14 protein-coding genes are annotated in these 14,020 nt (G+C 60.3%); 9 read left to right on the plus strand and 5 right to left on the minus strand.

Translation table 11 applies throughout. The features are described 5' to 3' along the window. Positions 1-7: 7 nt before the first annotated feature. Positions 8-1,657 carry a GMC family oxidoreductase gene (locus H8F22_RS01110; RefSeq protein WP_194939651.1) on the plus strand — a complete coding sequence of 550 codons (1,650 nt, stop codon included), beginning with the start codon at positions 8-10 and terminating at the stop codon, positions 1,655-1,657. 163 nt (positions 1,658-1,820) lie between these two features. Continuing rightward, a complete protein-coding gene (locus tag H8F22_RS01115) occupies positions 1,821-3,443 on the plus strand; it encodes an MFS transporter (RefSeq protein ID WP_027925330.1) in 1,623 nt (540 codons plus the stop codon). A 51-nt stretch (positions 3,444-3,494) separates the two neighbouring features. Here H8F22_RS01115 and H8F22_RS01120 read toward each other — a convergent pair whose 3' ends face one another. Next, a complete protein-coding gene (locus H8F22_RS01120; protein WP_059181042.1) occupies positions 3,495-3,863 on the minus strand; it encodes a DUF427 domain-containing protein in 369 nt (122 codons plus the stop codon). 265 nt (positions 3,864-4,128) lie between these two features. Here H8F22_RS01120 and H8F22_RS01125 point away from each other — a divergent pair, with 265 nt between their 5' ends. The 4 genes from H8F22_RS01125 (at position 4,129) to H8F22_RS01140 (ending at position 8,224) form a co-directional block, all read left to right on the plus strand. Further along, on the plus strand, positions 4,129-6,078 hold the full coding sequence (locus H8F22_RS01125) for a DNA topoisomerase III (protein WP_027925328.1): 1,950 nt from the start codon (positions 4,129-4,131) through the stop codon (positions 6,076-6,078). A 113-nt stretch (positions 6,079-6,191) separates the two neighbouring features. Continuing rightward, positions 6,192-6,821: a glutathione S-transferase family protein gene (locus H8F22_RS01130; RefSeq protein ID WP_027925327.1), complete on the plus strand. Its 630-nt coding sequence runs from the start codon at positions 6,192-6,194 to the stop codon at positions 6,819-6,821. 51 nt (positions 6,822-6,872) lie between these two features. Continuing rightward, positions 6,873-7,370, plus strand: a complete 498-nt coding sequence (locus H8F22_RS01135) for a GNAT family N-acetyltransferase (RefSeq protein WP_059181043.1) — start codon at positions 6,873-6,875, stop codon at positions 7,368-7,370. A 524-nt stretch (positions 7,371-7,894) separates the two neighbouring features. Continuing rightward, positions 7,895-8,224, plus strand: a complete 330-nt coding sequence (locus H8F22_RS01140; protein WP_194939652.1) for a hypothetical protein — start codon at positions 7,895-7,897, stop codon at positions 8,222-8,224. Between the two features lie 70 nt (positions 8,225-8,294). Here H8F22_RS01140 and cynR read toward each other — a convergent pair whose 3' ends face one another. Further along, positions 8,295-9,167, minus strand: coding sequence for a transcriptional regulator CynR (gene cynR, locus H8F22_RS01145; protein ID WP_194939653.1), 873 nt, complete (start codon positions 9,165-9,167; stop codon positions 8,295-8,297). Positions 9,168-9,288: 121 nt separating this feature from the next. On the opposite strand from cynR, the gene cynS reads away from it, so the two are divergent. Beyond that, the gene (gene cynS / locus H8F22_RS01150; RefSeq protein ID WP_027925323.1) at positions 9,289-9,756 is read left to right on the plus strand and encodes a cyanase; all 468 of its coding nucleotides are present in this window, start codon (positions 9,289-9,291) and stop codon (positions 9,754-9,756) included. Positions 9,757-9,900: 144 nt separating this feature from the next. Continuing rightward, positions 9,901-10,560: a carbonic anhydrase gene (locus H8F22_RS01155; protein ID WP_194939654.1), complete on the plus strand. Its 660-nt coding sequence runs from the start codon at positions 9,901-9,903 to the stop codon at positions 10,558-10,560. A 50-nt stretch (positions 10,561-10,610) separates the two neighbouring features. Here H8F22_RS01155 and H8F22_RS01160 read toward each other — a convergent pair whose 3' ends face one another. The 3 genes from H8F22_RS01160 to glsB form a co-directional block, all read right to left on the minus strand. After that, positions 10,611-10,952 (minus strand): BON domain-containing protein, encoded by a 342-nt coding sequence (locus tag H8F22_RS01160; protein ID WP_027925321.1) that lies wholly within the window; start codon positions 10,950-10,952, stop codon positions 10,611-10,613. Positions 10,953-11,026: 74 nt separating this feature from the next. Continuing rightward, on the minus strand, positions 11,027-12,529 hold the full coding sequence (locus H8F22_RS01165; RefSeq protein ID WP_194939655.1) for an aldehyde dehydrogenase family protein: 1,503 nt from the start codon (positions 12,527-12,529) through the stop codon (positions 11,027-11,029). A gap of 74 nt (positions 12,530-12,603) precedes the next feature. Further along, positions 12,604-13,512: a glutaminase B gene (glsB, locus tag H8F22_RS01170; RefSeq protein ID WP_027925319.1), complete on the minus strand. Its 909-nt coding sequence runs from the start codon at positions 13,510-13,512 to the stop codon at positions 12,604-12,606. 284 nt (positions 13,513-13,796) lie between these two features. Here glsB and H8F22_RS01175 point away from each other — a divergent pair, with 284 nt between their 5' ends. Next, entirely contained in the window at positions 13,797-14,000 is a 204-nt protein-coding gene (locus tag H8F22_RS01175; protein WP_027925318.1) for an HvfA family oxazolone/thioamide-modified RiPP metallophore, read from the plus strand. Positions 14,001-14,020 lie beyond the last annotated feature (20 nt).

Genomic DNA, 14,020 nt, shown 5'->3' on the forward strand with positions numbered 1-14,020 from the left:
GTCAGGGATGAAGACTCTCCTGGATGAATTCGACTACATTGTGGTCGGCGCCGGGCCGGCGGGTTGTTTGCTGGCCAATCGACTGTCGGCCAACCCGCAACACCGGGTGCTGCTGCTCGAAGCCGGTGGCCGCGATAACTATGCGTGGATTCACATTCCCGTGGGTTACCTGTTCTGCATCGGCAACCCGCGCACCGATTGGTGTTTCAAGACTCAGGCACAAGCCGGCCTGCAAGGTCGCACCCTGAGTTACCCGCGCGGCAAAGTGCTCGGCGGCTGTTCTTCCATCAACGGCATGATCTACATGCGTGGCCAGGCCGGCGACTACGACCGCTGGGCTGCCGATGGCAATCCGGGCTGGAGCTGGAACGACGTGTTGCCGTTGTTCAAAAAGAGCGAAAACCATTTTGCCGGCGACTCCGAGTTTCACGGCGCCAGCGGCGACTGGCGGGTCGAGCGGCAGCGGCTGTCGTGGCCGATTCTGGACGCCTTCCGCAACGCTGCCGAGCAAAGCGGCATTGCCAGCATTGATGATTTCAACCAGGGCGATAACGAAGGCTGCGGCTACTTTCAGGTCAACCAGAAGGCCGGGATCCGCTGGAACGCGGCCAAGGCTTTTCTCAAACCGGTCCGCCATCGCGTCAATCTCACCGTGCTGACCGACGTCGAAGTGGACCGCGTGTTGCTGGAAAACGGTCGCGCCTCAGCGCTGATAACGCGCTGGCAAGGTCAGGCGAAAACCTTCAAGGCGCGCAAGGAAATCGTCTTGTGCGCCGGCTCTGTCGGCTCACCGGGTATCCTTCAGCGCTCGGGGATCGGTCCGCGTCCGCTGCTGCAAAAACTCGGAATCGGCGTCGCCCATGAGCTGCCGGGGGTGGGCGGCAATCTGCAGGATCACCTGCAATTGCGGTTGATCTACAAACTGGAAAATGCGCGAACGCTGAACCAGATCGCCGGCAGCGTGTGGGGCAAGATGGGCATGGGTTTGCGCTATCTGTATGACCGCAGCGGCCCGCTGTCCATGGCGCCGAGTCAACTGGGGGCCTTCGCCCGTTCGGGTCCGGAACAGACCTCGGCGAATCTCGAATATCACGTGCAGCCCTTGTCGCTGGAGCGCTTCGGCGAGCCGTTGCACCCCTTCCCTGCTTTTACTGCCTCGGTTTGCGATCTACGGCCGCAGAGCCGTGGCCGAGTAGACATCAGTTCTGCCAGCCCGCAGGACGCGCCAGTGATTAACCCCAACTATTTGAGTCACCCGGAGGATTTGCGCGTGGCGGCTGATGCCATTCGCCTGACCCGGCGCATCGTTGCTGCGCCGGCGCTGCATGCGTTCAAACCGGTCGAGTATTTGCCCGGTGACCGTTTGCAGACTGAAGAGGAATTGCAGGAGGCGGCTGCGCAGATCGGCACGACTATTTTCCATCCGGTGGGTACTTGCCGGATGGGTAATGACGCGGAAGCGGTGGTGGATGCCGAGTTGCGGGTCCGTGGCATTCCCGGTTTGCGTGTAGCTGATGCCTCGATCATGCCGCGCATTACCTCGGGCAATACCTGTTCGCCGACGTTGATGATTGCTGAAAAAGCCGCCCAGCTAATCCTCGAATCAACAGCCAACACCATTCCTGGAGGAGCGAGCCTGCTCGCAATGACTGACTGAGATTCAACATCTATGGTGACTGCTACACCGCTATCGTCGGAACGCCGCCCGGAGCCGGCTCACGCCTACAAGGGTAATGAGCTTGGCTTGTGGGCATTGAGCTCTACATGGAACACGCAACACCAGTGGAACAACAAAAACAATCACTGTGAGGGATACCGATATGTCAGAACATGTTCAGACCCTGGAAGCCGCGCCCGTCGCGGCGATCACCCACGACACCCGCAAAGTCATCTTCGCCTCGTCACTCGGGACGGTGTTCGAGTGGTACGACTTTTTCCTCTATGGCGCCCTCGCGGCGGTCATCAGCAAACAATTTTTCGCCGGGGTCAACGACACCACGGCGTTCATCTTTGCGCTGATGGCCTTCGCCGCAGGCTTCATCGTGCGGCCTTTCGGCGCGTTGGTGTTCGGTCGATTGGGGGACATGATCGGACGCAAATACACCTTCCTCGCAACCATCGTACTCATGGGCCTGGCGACGTTCTGCGTCGGCTTACTGCCGACCTACGCGAGCATCGGCATCGCCGCGCCGATCATCCTCGTGGTGCTGCGCATGCTTCAGGGGCTGGCCCTGGGCGGTGAATATGGCGGTGCGGCCACCTATGTCGCTGAGCATGCACCGATAGGCAAACGCGGTTTCCACACCAGCTGGATTCAGTCCACGGCGACCCTCGGTTTATTGCTGTCGCTGCTGGTGGTGCTCGGTTGCCGCTACTTCACTGGCGACCAGTTTGAAGTCTGGGGCTGGCGGATTCCGTTTCTGTTTTCCATCATTTTGCTGGGCATCTCGACCTGGATTCGCCTGAGCCTGCACGAGTCGCCGGCCTTCGTGAAAATGAAAGAGGAAGGCAAACTCTGCAAGTCGCCGCTGCGTGATTCCTTCGGCAAGTGGGAAAACCTCAAGGTCGTGTTGATTGCCCTGTTCAGCATCAACGCCGGGCAAGCGGTGACCTTTTACGCCGCGCAGTTTTACGTGCTGTTTTTCCTCACCCAGTTCCTGAAGATGGACCCGGCGGTGGCCAACGGTTTGCTGATTGTCAGCGTGATCATTGGCGCGCCTTTCTTCATTTTCTTTGGCTGGCTGTCGGACAAGGTCGGGCGCAAACCGGTGCTGATGATCGGCCTGCTGCTGGCCACCGCGCTGTATTTCCCGATCTTCAAATCCCTGGCGCATTACGCCAACCCGGCCATTGACCAGGCCAGCCGTCAGGCACCGATTACCGTATTGGCCGACCCGGCGACGTGCACGTTCCAGTTCGACCCGGTGGGCAAGGCGAAATTTGATAGCCCGTGCGACAAGGTCAAAACCTTCCTGGTCAAACAAGGCCTGCCTTACGCGAGCGCCGAAGCACCCGCGGGCAGTGGCGTACAGGTCAGTGTCGGTGACGTGAAAATCGACGGTTACGACGAAGCGGCCCTGCGTGGCGCGGTGACACTGGCCGGCTATCCGTCACAGGCTGATATGCAGCAAATCAACAAGCCGATGATCGTTGCGTTGATCGTCGCGCTGATCATCATCAGCGCCATGTGCTATGGCCCGCTGGCGGCGTTGATGGTCGAACTGTTCCCGACGCGCATCCGCTACACCTCGATGTCGCTGCCCTATCACATCGGCAACGGCTGGTTTGGCGGGTTCTTGCCGACCGTGTCGTTTGCGTTGGTGGTCTACACCGGCGACATCTTCTACGGGCTCTGGTACCCGGTGGTGATTACCGCGGTGAGCCTGGTGGTGGGGATGATCTGTTTGCGCGAGACCAAGAACGTCGATCTCGATAAAAACTGACGGGGCTTTGTGGCGAGGGCCTCCCTCGCCACACACCTTGGAAAACGATCCTCAGGCTTCGGCATCGAGCAATTCGAATTTCACCTGATCCGGGTAGAACGCCACGTATCCACGAATCTGATCGACGGATATTTTAGGGTTCTCGTAACTCCAGACCGCATTGGCGCCTTCATGCCCCGGGACTTGCAAGCTGTAATAGCTGGCATCGCCCTTGTAGGGGCAATAGCTGGTGTGGTCGGTGCGGGCATAATACTTTTCGTCGATGTCCTCTCGCGGCACGTAGTACACCGGCGGGTAATTGGCCTCCAACAGCACCAGAGCGCGCGCGGACGCGGCGACCTGAATGCCATGAAACTTCACCAGCAGGCAACCCGGCTGCTCGGCGATGGTGATGACAGGACTGGGACCGGAGCTTTTCATGGAATACGTTCCTCATGACGGTGATGAACCTGGGAGCGTGGCCCGCCCTTGATGGCGTGCGCCGTTGCCCCGAAACCTGAGACCACAACTGTCAGGTATAACCCAAAATTCGGCATCGCCGCGGCCCCGCAGCCGAACGGGCCGTTTTGACCGCCGCAACCCGACGCAACAGCTTTGCTGTACATCCATACAGATAAAGATTGATCCGGCGCTCATCACCGGCCATTCTGTGCGCCTCTTGCACACTTGATGAACGATGGTGGTTATGCGGCTGTACCTCTGTGAAAAACCTTCCCAGGCCAAAGACATTGCAGCCGTGCTCGGCGCCAAGCGTCGGGGCGATGGCTGCTGGCTGGGAACAGACGTCACGGTGACCTGGTGCATCGGCCATTTGCTGGAAACGGCACCGCCGGACGCCTACGACGCGCGCTACAAACGCTGGGTACTGGCCGACCTGCCGATCATTCCCGAGAAATGGAAGATGACCGTCAAGCCGCGCACGGCCAGCCAGTACAAAGCCGTCAAACGCTTGCTCGGCGAGGCCGATGAGCTGGTGATCGCCACCGACGCCGACCGCGAAGGCGAGATGATCGCTCGCGAACTGGTCGAGCACTGCCGCTATCGCGGGCCGATCCGTCGGCTGTGGCTGTCGGCGCTGGACGATGCGTCGATCCGCAAGGCACTGTCTGCGCTGAAACCGGGGGCCGAAACATTCAGCCTTTATCATTCGGCGCTGGGCCGCTCCCGGGCCGACTGGCTGATCGGGATGAACATGAGCCGGTTGTTTACGTTGCTGGGCCGTCAGTCCGGTTATCAGGGCGTGTTGCCGGTAGGTCGGGTGCAGACGCCGACCTTGCGGCTGGTGGTGGACCGCGATCGCAGCATTGCCGATTTCGTCCCCGTGGCTTACTGGGCCATCGACGTGCAGCTGCTGCACGAAGGTACGGCGTTCACAGCCCAATGGCGTGCAACGTCCGATGCTTGTGATGACCAGGATCGCTGCCTGAACCAGCCCCTCGCGCAAGCCGCCGCACAAGCGCTTGGCAACGCCGCGAGCGCACGAGTGATCAAACTGCGCACCGAGCGCATGCGTGAAGTCGCCCCGCTACCCTTCGATCTGGGCACCTTGCAGGAAGTCTGTTCGAAGAAGCTCGGCCTCGGCGCCCAGGAAACTCTGGATATCGCCCAGGCGCTCTACGAAACCCACAAAGTCATCACCTACCCGCGCAGTGATTGCGGTTTTCTGCCGCTGAGTCAGCACAGCGAAGCCCCCGGCATTCTCGCCGCACTGCGCCAGGCCGATCCGTCCCTGAACGCATTGAACGATTACCTGGAACCGCAACGGCGCTCACGGGCCTGGAACGATGCCAAGGTCACCGCGCACCACGGCATCATCCCCACCGCGGCGGCAAAGAATCTGGATCGGCTGGTGGGCAAACAGCGGGCGGTCTACACGCTGATTCGTGCGCGTTATCTGGCGCAGTTCCTGCCCAATCATGAATACGACCGCACCCAGGCCGACTTCAACTGCGCCGGCGAAGCCCTGCGTGCCGTCGGCAAACAGATCGTCGAACCCGGTTGGAAGCGTGCCCTGCCGGAAGCCCTCGCCCCCGCCAAGGGCCGTGAGGCGCCTGCGCCACAAACCTTGCCGGCACTGGCCGAGGGGCTGGATTGCACCGTGGCCGATGTGAAGCTCAAGGACCTGTGGACACAGCCGCCCAAACCGTTCACCGAAGGCGACCTGATCAAGGCCATGAAAAACGTGGCCAAACTTGTGGAAGACCCGCTGCTCAAACAGAAGCTCAAGGACACCACCGGCATCGGCACCGAGGCGACACGCGCCTCGATCATTCAGGGCCTTCTCGACCGTGGTTACCTGATCAAGAACGGCAAAGCGCTGGCCGCTACCCCGGCAGCTTTCAGCCTGATCGATGCGGTGCCGCGCGCGATTGCCGACCCCGGCACCACCGCGATCTGGGAACAAGCGCTGGACATGGTGCAGAGTGGCGAAATGAGCCTGGAAGAGTTCGTCACCAAACAGGCGGCGTGGATGAGCAAACAAGTCGCCCGTTGCGCCGGTTTGAGCCTGACCATCAGCGGCCCCGCCAGCCCGGCCGGGCGAGGTGCCGCACCGTGGAAGAAAAAACGCAAACCGGCGACACGCAAACCCTCGACGGGCAGCAAACGCGCCGCGAAACCGACAAGCAAGGCTTGATGGCACTTCGAACGGACCGGGATGGTCTAGTGTTCTTCAAGCCCGGCGACTGCCTGTTCTGAAAAGACATCGCAGCCTCGTTTCACTCGACAGCGGCTACAGGAATTATATTTATGATTATCGTGCATCACCTGAACAACTCCCGTTCCCAGCGCATTCTCTGGCTGCTGGAAGAATTGGCGATTCCTTACGAGCTGAAACTGTATCAGCGCGATCCGAAAACCAATCTTGCCCCGCCGGAACTGAAAGCGATCAATGCGCTGGGTAAATCGCCGGTCATTGAAGACGGTAAGCAGAAGCTGATCGAGTCCGCGGCGATCATTGATTACCTGATCCGCCGTCATGGCCAGGGTCGCCTGCAACCCGATCCTTCCACCCCTGCCTACGACGAATACGTCCAGTGGCTGCACTTCGCCGAAGGCTCTGCGATGTTGCCGCTGATGCTGAACCTGTATGTCGGACGCCTCGGTGAAGCCGGGGCGCCGCTGCATCCGCGCATCAACTCGGAAGTGGCGAACTACCTGGGCTACCTCGACACCGCACTGAGCCAGTCCGATTACCTGCTCGGTGACGAGTTCAGCGCCGCCGATATCCAGATGAGCTTCATCGGCGAGATCGCCCGGGCCCAAGGCAAACTGGCCAACTACCCGCATGTGGCGGCCTGGGTCCAACGCTTCCAGGCACGCCCGGCTTACCTCGCTGCATTGAAGAAAGGCGGCCAGTACGACTTCGCGCCACACTGAGTGATCCTTACAGGGCCACGGATGGCCCTGCGTAACCTGGAGCGCCCCGCAATGCCTTCGATAGAACTGCACGCCGCCCAGCGTGACGACTTCGACACCCTCGAAAACCTGATGCAGTTCTACGTCTACGACTTCAGCGAATGGCTGCCGCTGGAACTGGGTGAGCATGGTTTTTTCAACATCCAGCCCAAACTCGATTACTGGCGCAAGCCCGCGACCCGAGCGTTTTTGATCCGGGTCGACGGTGAGCTGGCCGGTTTCGTGACCGTGGACGACGACACCCACCTCGAAGGCGCCGAGTACAACATCGGCTATTTTTTTGTCAGTCGGCGCTTCCGTGGCCAAGGTGTCGCGAAGTTTGTCGTTTCCACCCTCTTGAGCCAATTCCCCGGTCAATGGCAGATTTTCCACATCGATGCGAACCCGCCTGCACGGCGGTTCTGGGCCAAAGTGATGCCTGATCTTACGGGCAATCAATTCACCCTGCATCAGCAGCCAGTAGACGGTTATCCCTGCACGTTCTACCGCTTTCAGAGCCCGCAGCCGTAGGCCTGAGGGGCGTGTCCCGGCCTCGCTTTTTCATTCCAATCCGTTTTGTCCGACAATATGTAGTGACTGAAAAAAATCACTACATAACGGTTGACGCTTCCGTTTTGCCCTTGCATGATGCAGACATCTCCCCGATCGGGAGTACAGCAACATGTTTGAGCAAGCTCGTCTGACCGCCGAGCTGTTTTTCCCGGATACACGCTGCCCACAAGGCAGATTGAAGAAGCTGACCTGGCCCGAACGTCCAGTACAAGGACGAGAAGCGCTAGCGATCAATCCTCATGAAGCTTGTGGCCGACCCTGAAAAGTCGGCAGTGGCCTCCAGGTATTCGCTGCTTCTCTTCGTTGTGACGCTAACGCGTAGCAGTTATTCAACACGACTACATGCAACAGACGCGAGACCCGTTGAATTTGACGGCCGACCGCTGACGTCCTGGTTTCGGTGCCAGGGATCAACTAACCGATGGGCTACTTGTATTAGCGAACCAACTTTGAAAGATCACCAAATGGTCAAGGGGCAAATTATGAATCTGAACAATCAACCTTCTATCGATGAACTGGCTCGTCTGTTCGCGGCGCAAAAAGACAGCCACGACAGCCACATTCTGTGGATCAGCAAATCGGGCCAGGTTCATATCGACTGCCTGTCGCCTCACGCTCATGAAGCGGAGTTCGACCAGAACAACCAGAACCTGCTCGCCCGACTGAAGATGTACCGTCGCGGCCAGGGCTATGTCGGCAAGAAAGCCGCGGCCGACAAGGACTTCATCGGTAATGTTCTGCAAACGCTGAAACAGGCATGGGCTTCGCTGCAGAACCAAAACGAAGTTTGGGTGATTGATCGGTTCTACTAACAAACTGACTTACTGATAAAAAAGGGCCTGCTCCCATTAAAGAGCAGGCCCTTTTTTGTGCCTGAGTGTTTTACAGCCCCAACACCAGATTCATAAACGCCACCGACGCCGCGCTGTGGTAGTTGTTTTTACGACGCAACAACGCCGCCCCGCGGGTTGGCGCCTCCCCCACCAATGGAATCTTGCGCAGCGCACGCTCCTGGCTGGCGATGGCTTCCGGCAGGATGGTGGCAATTGCCGTGTGCCGAATGACTTCCAGCAAGGTGCTCACAGAATTGACCTCGATCACCACCTTCGGCGTGATCTGCTCCTGGGCAAAATACTCATTGATGCGGGTGCGGGTGATGAAGTCCGGGGTCAACAGCGCGAACTCCAGTTGAGCGAGTTCTTCAGCGGGCAATGCGAGCTGACTGTCATACAACGGGTGAGCGCGCCCCACCATCACCCCCAGTGTCTCGGTAAACGCTGGAATCGATTCAATGTCGGCATTTCTGACTTCATTGAACGCAATGGCGATGTCCAGTGAGTCATCCGCCAACCCCGCTTCAATGTCACCCATCGACAGTTCGAAAATCTCCAGATGGATATTCGGAAACCGCGCCACGTAATCGCGCACCAGCGGCCCCACGAGATACGCCATGAACGTCGGCGTCATCGCCAGGCGCAAGGTGCCGCGGGACAAGTCCTTCACGTCATGCAGCGCACGTTTTCCAGCTTCCAGTTCCACCAATACGCGACGAGCACACTCGATGTAGGCCGCGCCGGCATCGGTCGGTTTGACGGTGCGCGAGGTGCGGTCGAACAGGCTTACGCCCAGGGTTTCTTCCAGCTGCCGGATTTGCTGGGACAAGGTCGGCTGCGACACATGCAACGCCTCGGCGGCCCGGGTGAAGCCGCCGTGGTCGGCGACCGCCAGCAAATAGCGCAGATGTCGTAGCAGCATGGTGATTCCATCTATAGGCAGGGCTTATGCACAGCATTGTATATCGATCTTGGACGCTATGGATCAATCGGCAGAAGATGGCTTCACACCCAAGCAACACCACGCCGACAGGAGAATCACCATGCAACAGTCCCACGCCTACAACGACCCAAGCCTGGCCCTGACCACCTCGATCCTCGATGCCAAGGCCCGCAAGAATCTGTCCTGGCAGGACCTGACCGACGGCACCGGCCTGGGCCTGGCCTACGTCACCGCCGCCCTCCTCGGTCAGCATCCGTTGCCCAAAGCCGCTGCCGAAGTGATCGGCGACAAGCTGGAACTGGACGCCGACGCGGTGGCCCGCCTGCAGATCATCCCCCTGCGCGGCAGCCTCTCCGGTGTCCCGACCGACCCGACCATTTACCGTTTCTACGAAATGATCCAGATCTACGGCACCACCCTCAAAGCCCTGGTTCATGAGCAATTTGGCGACGGCATCATCAGCGCGATCAACTTCAAGCTCGACATGAAAAAAGTCGAAGACCCGGAAGGCGGCTCCCGTGCGGTGATCACCCTGGACGGCAAGTTCCTGCCACTGCGCCCGTTCTAACCCGACACAACCCCCCTGTAGCCGCTGCCGAGCCCGCGAGGCTGCGTCCGAGGACGCAGTCCTCGCCAATACAGGCGACTGCTTCGCAGCCGGACGCAGCCTCGCGGGCTCGACAGCGGCTACAAACACAATGAGGACATCAGCATGAAAGCGCTCATCGACGGTTTTTTGAAGTTCCAGAACGAAGCTTTTCCACAACGCACCGACCTGTTCAAACACCTGGCCACCACCCAGCATCCCGGCACATTGTTCATCACCTGTTCCGACAGCCGTGTAGTGCCCGAATTACTGACCCAGCAAGAACCCGGTGAATTGTTCGTCATCCGCAACGCCGGCAACATCGTGCCCTCCTACAGCCCTCATCCGGGCGGTGTGTCGGCCACGGTTGAATACGCGGTCGCAGTGCTCGGTGTGACCGACATTGTGATCTGCGGCCATTCGGATTGCGGCGCCATGACCGCCATCGCCAAGTGCACATGCATGGATCACCTGCCGGCAGTCAGCGGCTGGTTGCAGCACGCCGAATCGGCGAAAGTCATCAACGAATCCCGCCCTCACGCCAGTGATGCGGCGAAGGTCAGTTCAATGGTCCGGGAAAACGTCATTGCGCAACTGGCCAACATCCAGACACACCCGAGCGTGCGCCTGGCGCAGGAAAAAGGCCTGTTGAATTTGCATGGCTGGGTCTACGACATCGAAACCGGTTCGATTGACGCCCTGGAGGCCAGCACCCGCACCTTCGTCTCGCTGGCGGAACATCCGACGACGTGCGCGGTGTACGGCAAAGCGGTCGAAGCCGCTTGATGATCAGCCCTTGCGCAGCGCTCCCGATCCCGGAAGCGCTGCTGACAGGGTCATTGGTCGTCTGACGAACGTGGCCGCTGCTCAGCGCTCTCCTCAGCGTTGGGCGCTTCGGGAAAAGTGCCTGGTTTGAACACGTGTGTAAGTAATTCCCGGGCATCGACGTCGACCACACCTTGAACCGAGCGGGCCAGTGCCACAGCCTGTTCACATTGCCGATGGGTGTTGACCCGACCACTCAACGCCACGGTGCCCGCATGGGTTTTGACGTGAATGTGCATGGCGAGGGTGGGTTCGCCCATGGCCAGGGCCGACTTCACCCGGGCCGTCAGCCAGGTATCGTGAGCGACCGATTCCAGGTGATGGGAATATTGCTCGAAGGAACGGAGTTTCATGATGGATCCCTCTTTCAGAACGAAGGAGCAAACACCTTAATTATAGTGTGCCCCCTCGCCTGCGGTCGGAATCCCTAGCGCTTGACCGACAGATCGGTCTGCGTCATGCGGCTGCGAATGGTGAATACACCGTCTCCCGAGAGAATCGCGCTGCGCGCAAACAGTCGACCACTCTCCCAATTCGAAAGCCCCAACTCCGGCTTGTTCAAGGCGTACTGTCCGTCGACCCAACGCGTGATGCCGTTGCCGACAAATGGCGCGTTGACCGCGTTGTAGAAGCGCTCATGCGCCGCGTCATCCTCACTGATCAACGACACCGTGAACTGCGGGCTATAGCGATTGAACAAGGCAATCGCACGGTCCAGGTCATCGACGATCATCAGGCTGACTTCCGGGGTTTCTTCCCATTCCCACTCGCGGCCCAATTGCTCCTCCGGCAGTGGCTCGGCCATGGCTTCGGTGCGGTAGCCTTCGGCGCGGTACACCTCGACGCTCGCGCTCAACCATTCCGTCGGCAAACACGCCTCGCTGCCCTCGACGATGTGCAACTTGCAGCCCTGGCCCCGTGCAGTGCCGGCCTGTTGCAACGCATCGAGAAACAGCGGCACCAGATCGGTGGCGCGGTCGCGCTGGATCAAGCAGACGTTGAGGGTGTTGCAGACCTTGCGGTCCAGGGAATTGCGCACCACGGCGGCGAAGCGCGTCGCGTCGGCGTGTTGGTCGGCAATCAGCCAGGCGCCACCGGTGCCGTGCAGGCTGACGGCGGTGCCCGCTTGTTGGGCGATGCTGCCCAATTGGCTGACCGCACGCCCCGAACCCCGGGCCACGGCCAGGGACAGACGCCGGTCGGCGAACATCGCCCAACCGGCCGCGTGATTGACGCTTTCGACCAGCGACACCGCGCCGACCGGCAATCCGGCGTCGCTCAGCGCCGGGTTCAGCGCATGGGTGACGATGGCCTGGGCGGTGCCCAATGCATCGCTGCCGATACGCAGCACCGCGGTGTTACCGGTGCGCAAGACACCGGCGGCATCGGCGAACACGTTCGGTCGACCTTCGAAGACAAACGCGACGATGCCCAGCGGCGACACCACTTGCTCGACTTTCCAGCCGTCATGTTCGACGCAACTGATCACTTTGCCGCGCGTGGCCGACGCATCGCGCCACGCCCGCAGGCCGGCGATCATGTCGCGGCGCATGCGTTCATCGGCCAGCAAGCGCGTGGTTGAGCGTCCACGGGCTTTGGCGCGCTCGATGTCAGCGAGGTTGGCGGCCGCGATCAAGTCCCAGCATTGCGGGGTTTCCAGACGCTGGGCAAACAGGTCGAAGAAGTGGCTGATCGCTTGATCCGACACCGCCGACATCGCGATGAAGGCTGCTTCTGCGCGCTCTATCGCAACGCTGGCCGCTTGCTGGTCCGCCACCGGGATCAGCAACAATTCGCCGCTGACCTGTTCCACCAGCAGGTGGTCGCCGGGCTGGAAGCGTGCGGCCAGTTCGGGGCTGACGACCGTGACACGATTACCGGCAAAAGGAATCGGCGTACCAGCGACTAGACGTTCGAGCGCAAGAGACATGAAGCGGTTTCACCATGCAGGGGGCGGCCGGAAAATGTATAGGAAATTTTCCGGAGCGTCATTAATCCTGCCCGTTAAAACACCGACCAGCCAATCCGCTGGCTCAGCAATTCCAGCGCGGCCATCCCGGCCAGGGAATTGCCGGCGGCGTTCAGTTCCGGCGACCAGACGCACACCGTGAATTGCCCCGGCACCACGGCGACAATTCCGCCGCCAACCCCGCTCTTGCCCGGCAAACCCACGCGATAGGCAAAGTTGCCGGCCTCGTCGTACAGCCCGCTGGTGGCCATGATCGAGTTGACCTGTTGAGTCTGGCGCGCAGTGAGGATCTGTTCGCCGCTGTGCTTGCAGAACCCGTCGTTGGCCAAAAAGCAGAACGCCCGGGCCAGGTCGATGCAATTCATGCGCAACGCGCAGTGGCTGAAGTAGCTGCGCAGCACGGATTCGACGTCGTTGTGAAAGTTGCCGAACGACTGCATCAGGTAGGCCATGGCGGCGTTGCGCGCACGGTGTTGGTATTCGGACTCGGCGACTTTGCCATCGACCATGACCTGCGGATTGCCGGACAGCCGACGGACAAAATCACGCATCGACAACGCCGGGGCGGCAAAGCGCGACTGGTTGATGTCGCAGATCACCAGGGCGCCGGCATTGATGAAGGGATTACGCGGACGGCCGCGCTCGAATTCCAGCTGCACCAGCGAGTTGAAGGGTTGACCGGAAGGTTCGTGGCCCAGACGTTCCCAGATCGCCTCACCGGAGTGTTCGATGGCCTGCACCAGGCTGAAGACCTTGGAAATACTCTGCACCGAGAACGGCGTCTCGGCATCGCCCGCGCAGTACAACTCACCGTCGTTGCTGTACACGGCAATGCCCAATTGATTGGCCGGCACGGTGCCGAGGGCAGGAATGTAGTCCGCCACCTTGCCCTGCCCGATCAGCGGCCGGACAGCGTCGAGGATCTCGTTCAACAGCGCTTGCATGCGAGGTTCCAAAGTCACGCCCCATGGGATTGCGGGGACACTGAGGCTAGACGCTGCGCGTCGGCCAGGAATCACAGCGGCCTCACCCCAATCCAAAACCCAACGCCTACAGGGGATTTGCGGTGGCTGTGTATCAGCGTGTGTACAGCCCCGCCCCTGACACACCCCGTCCATAAAACCCCGCCCCAACGACACATCGCAGATACACCGGCTTGGTCAACTGCACCGGTCGATTGGCCAAGCCGATCAAAGCGCTCAACTCACTCACTGTACGGAGTATCACCATGTTCAAGCTTTCCACTTCTTCCCTGACCCTCGGCCTGCTCATCGCCGGTGGCCTGGCCTTGTCGAACATCGCTTCGGCCTCCGAATCCGAAGCGTTCAGCATGAAACAACTGGCCCACGGTTACAGCCAGGTCCAGGCCGACACCGCGGAAAAACCCGCCGAAGGCAAATGTGGCGAAGGCAAGTGCGGTGCCGCCGAGTAGTCCCCTTGCGCGGGGCACTC

Source organism: Pseudomonas mucoides, from assembly GCF_015461845.1.
GTDB lineage: Bacteria > Pseudomonadota > Gammaproteobacteria > Pseudomonadales > Pseudomonadaceae > Aquipseudomonas > Aquipseudomonas mucoides.

Coding starts and splice junctions, on each gene's coding strand:
- glsB (WP_027925319.1), bottom strand. CDS start 13,512: ATGCAAGCGCTGTTGAACGAGATCCTCGACGCTGTCCGGCCGCTGATC.
- H8F22_RS01175 (WP_027925318.1), top strand. CDS start 13,797: ATGTTCAAGCTTTCCACTTCTTCCCTGACCCTCGGCCTGCTCATCGCC.
- cynR (WP_194939653.1), bottom strand. CDS start 9,167: ATGCTGCTACGACATCTGCGCTATTTGCTGGCGGTCGCCGACCACGGC.
- H8F22_RS01130 (WP_027925327.1), top strand. CDS start 6,192: ATGATTATCGTGCATCACCTGAACAACTCCCGTTCCCAGCGCATTCTC.
- H8F22_RS01165 (WP_194939655.1), bottom strand. CDS start 12,529: ATGTCTCTTGCGCTCGAACGTCTAGTCGCTGGTACGCCGATTCCTTTT.
- H8F22_RS01125 (WP_027925328.1), top strand. CDS start 4,129: ATGCGGCTGTACCTCTGTGAAAAACCTTCCCAGGCCAAAGACATTGCA.
- H8F22_RS01110 (WP_194939651.1), top strand. CDS start 8: ATGAAGACTCTCCTGGATGAATTCGACTACATTGTGGTCGGCGCCGGG.
- H8F22_RS01160 (WP_027925321.1), bottom strand. CDS start 10,952: ATGAAACTCCGTTCCTTCGAGCAATATTCCCATCACCTGGAATCGGTC.
- H8F22_RS01155 (WP_194939654.1), top strand. CDS start 9,901: ATGAAAGCGCTCATCGACGGTTTTTTGAAGTTCCAGAACGAAGCTTTT.
- H8F22_RS01140 (WP_194939652.1), top strand. CDS start 7,895: ATGAATCTGAACAATCAACCTTCTATCGATGAACTGGCTCGTCTGTTC.
- H8F22_RS01120 (WP_059181042.1), bottom strand. CDS start 3,863: ATGAAAAGCTCCGGTCCCAGTCCTGTCATCACCATCGCCGAGCAGCCG.
- cynS (WP_027925323.1), top strand. CDS start 9,289: ATGCAACAGTCCCACGCCTACAACGACCCAAGCCTGGCCCTGACCACC.
- H8F22_RS01115 (WP_027925330.1), top strand. CDS start 1,821: ATGTCAGAACATGTTCAGACCCTGGAAGCCGCGCCCGTCGCGGCGATC.
- H8F22_RS01135 (WP_059181043.1), top strand. CDS start 6,873: ATGCCTTCGATAGAACTGCACGCCGCCCAGCGTGACGACTTCGACACC.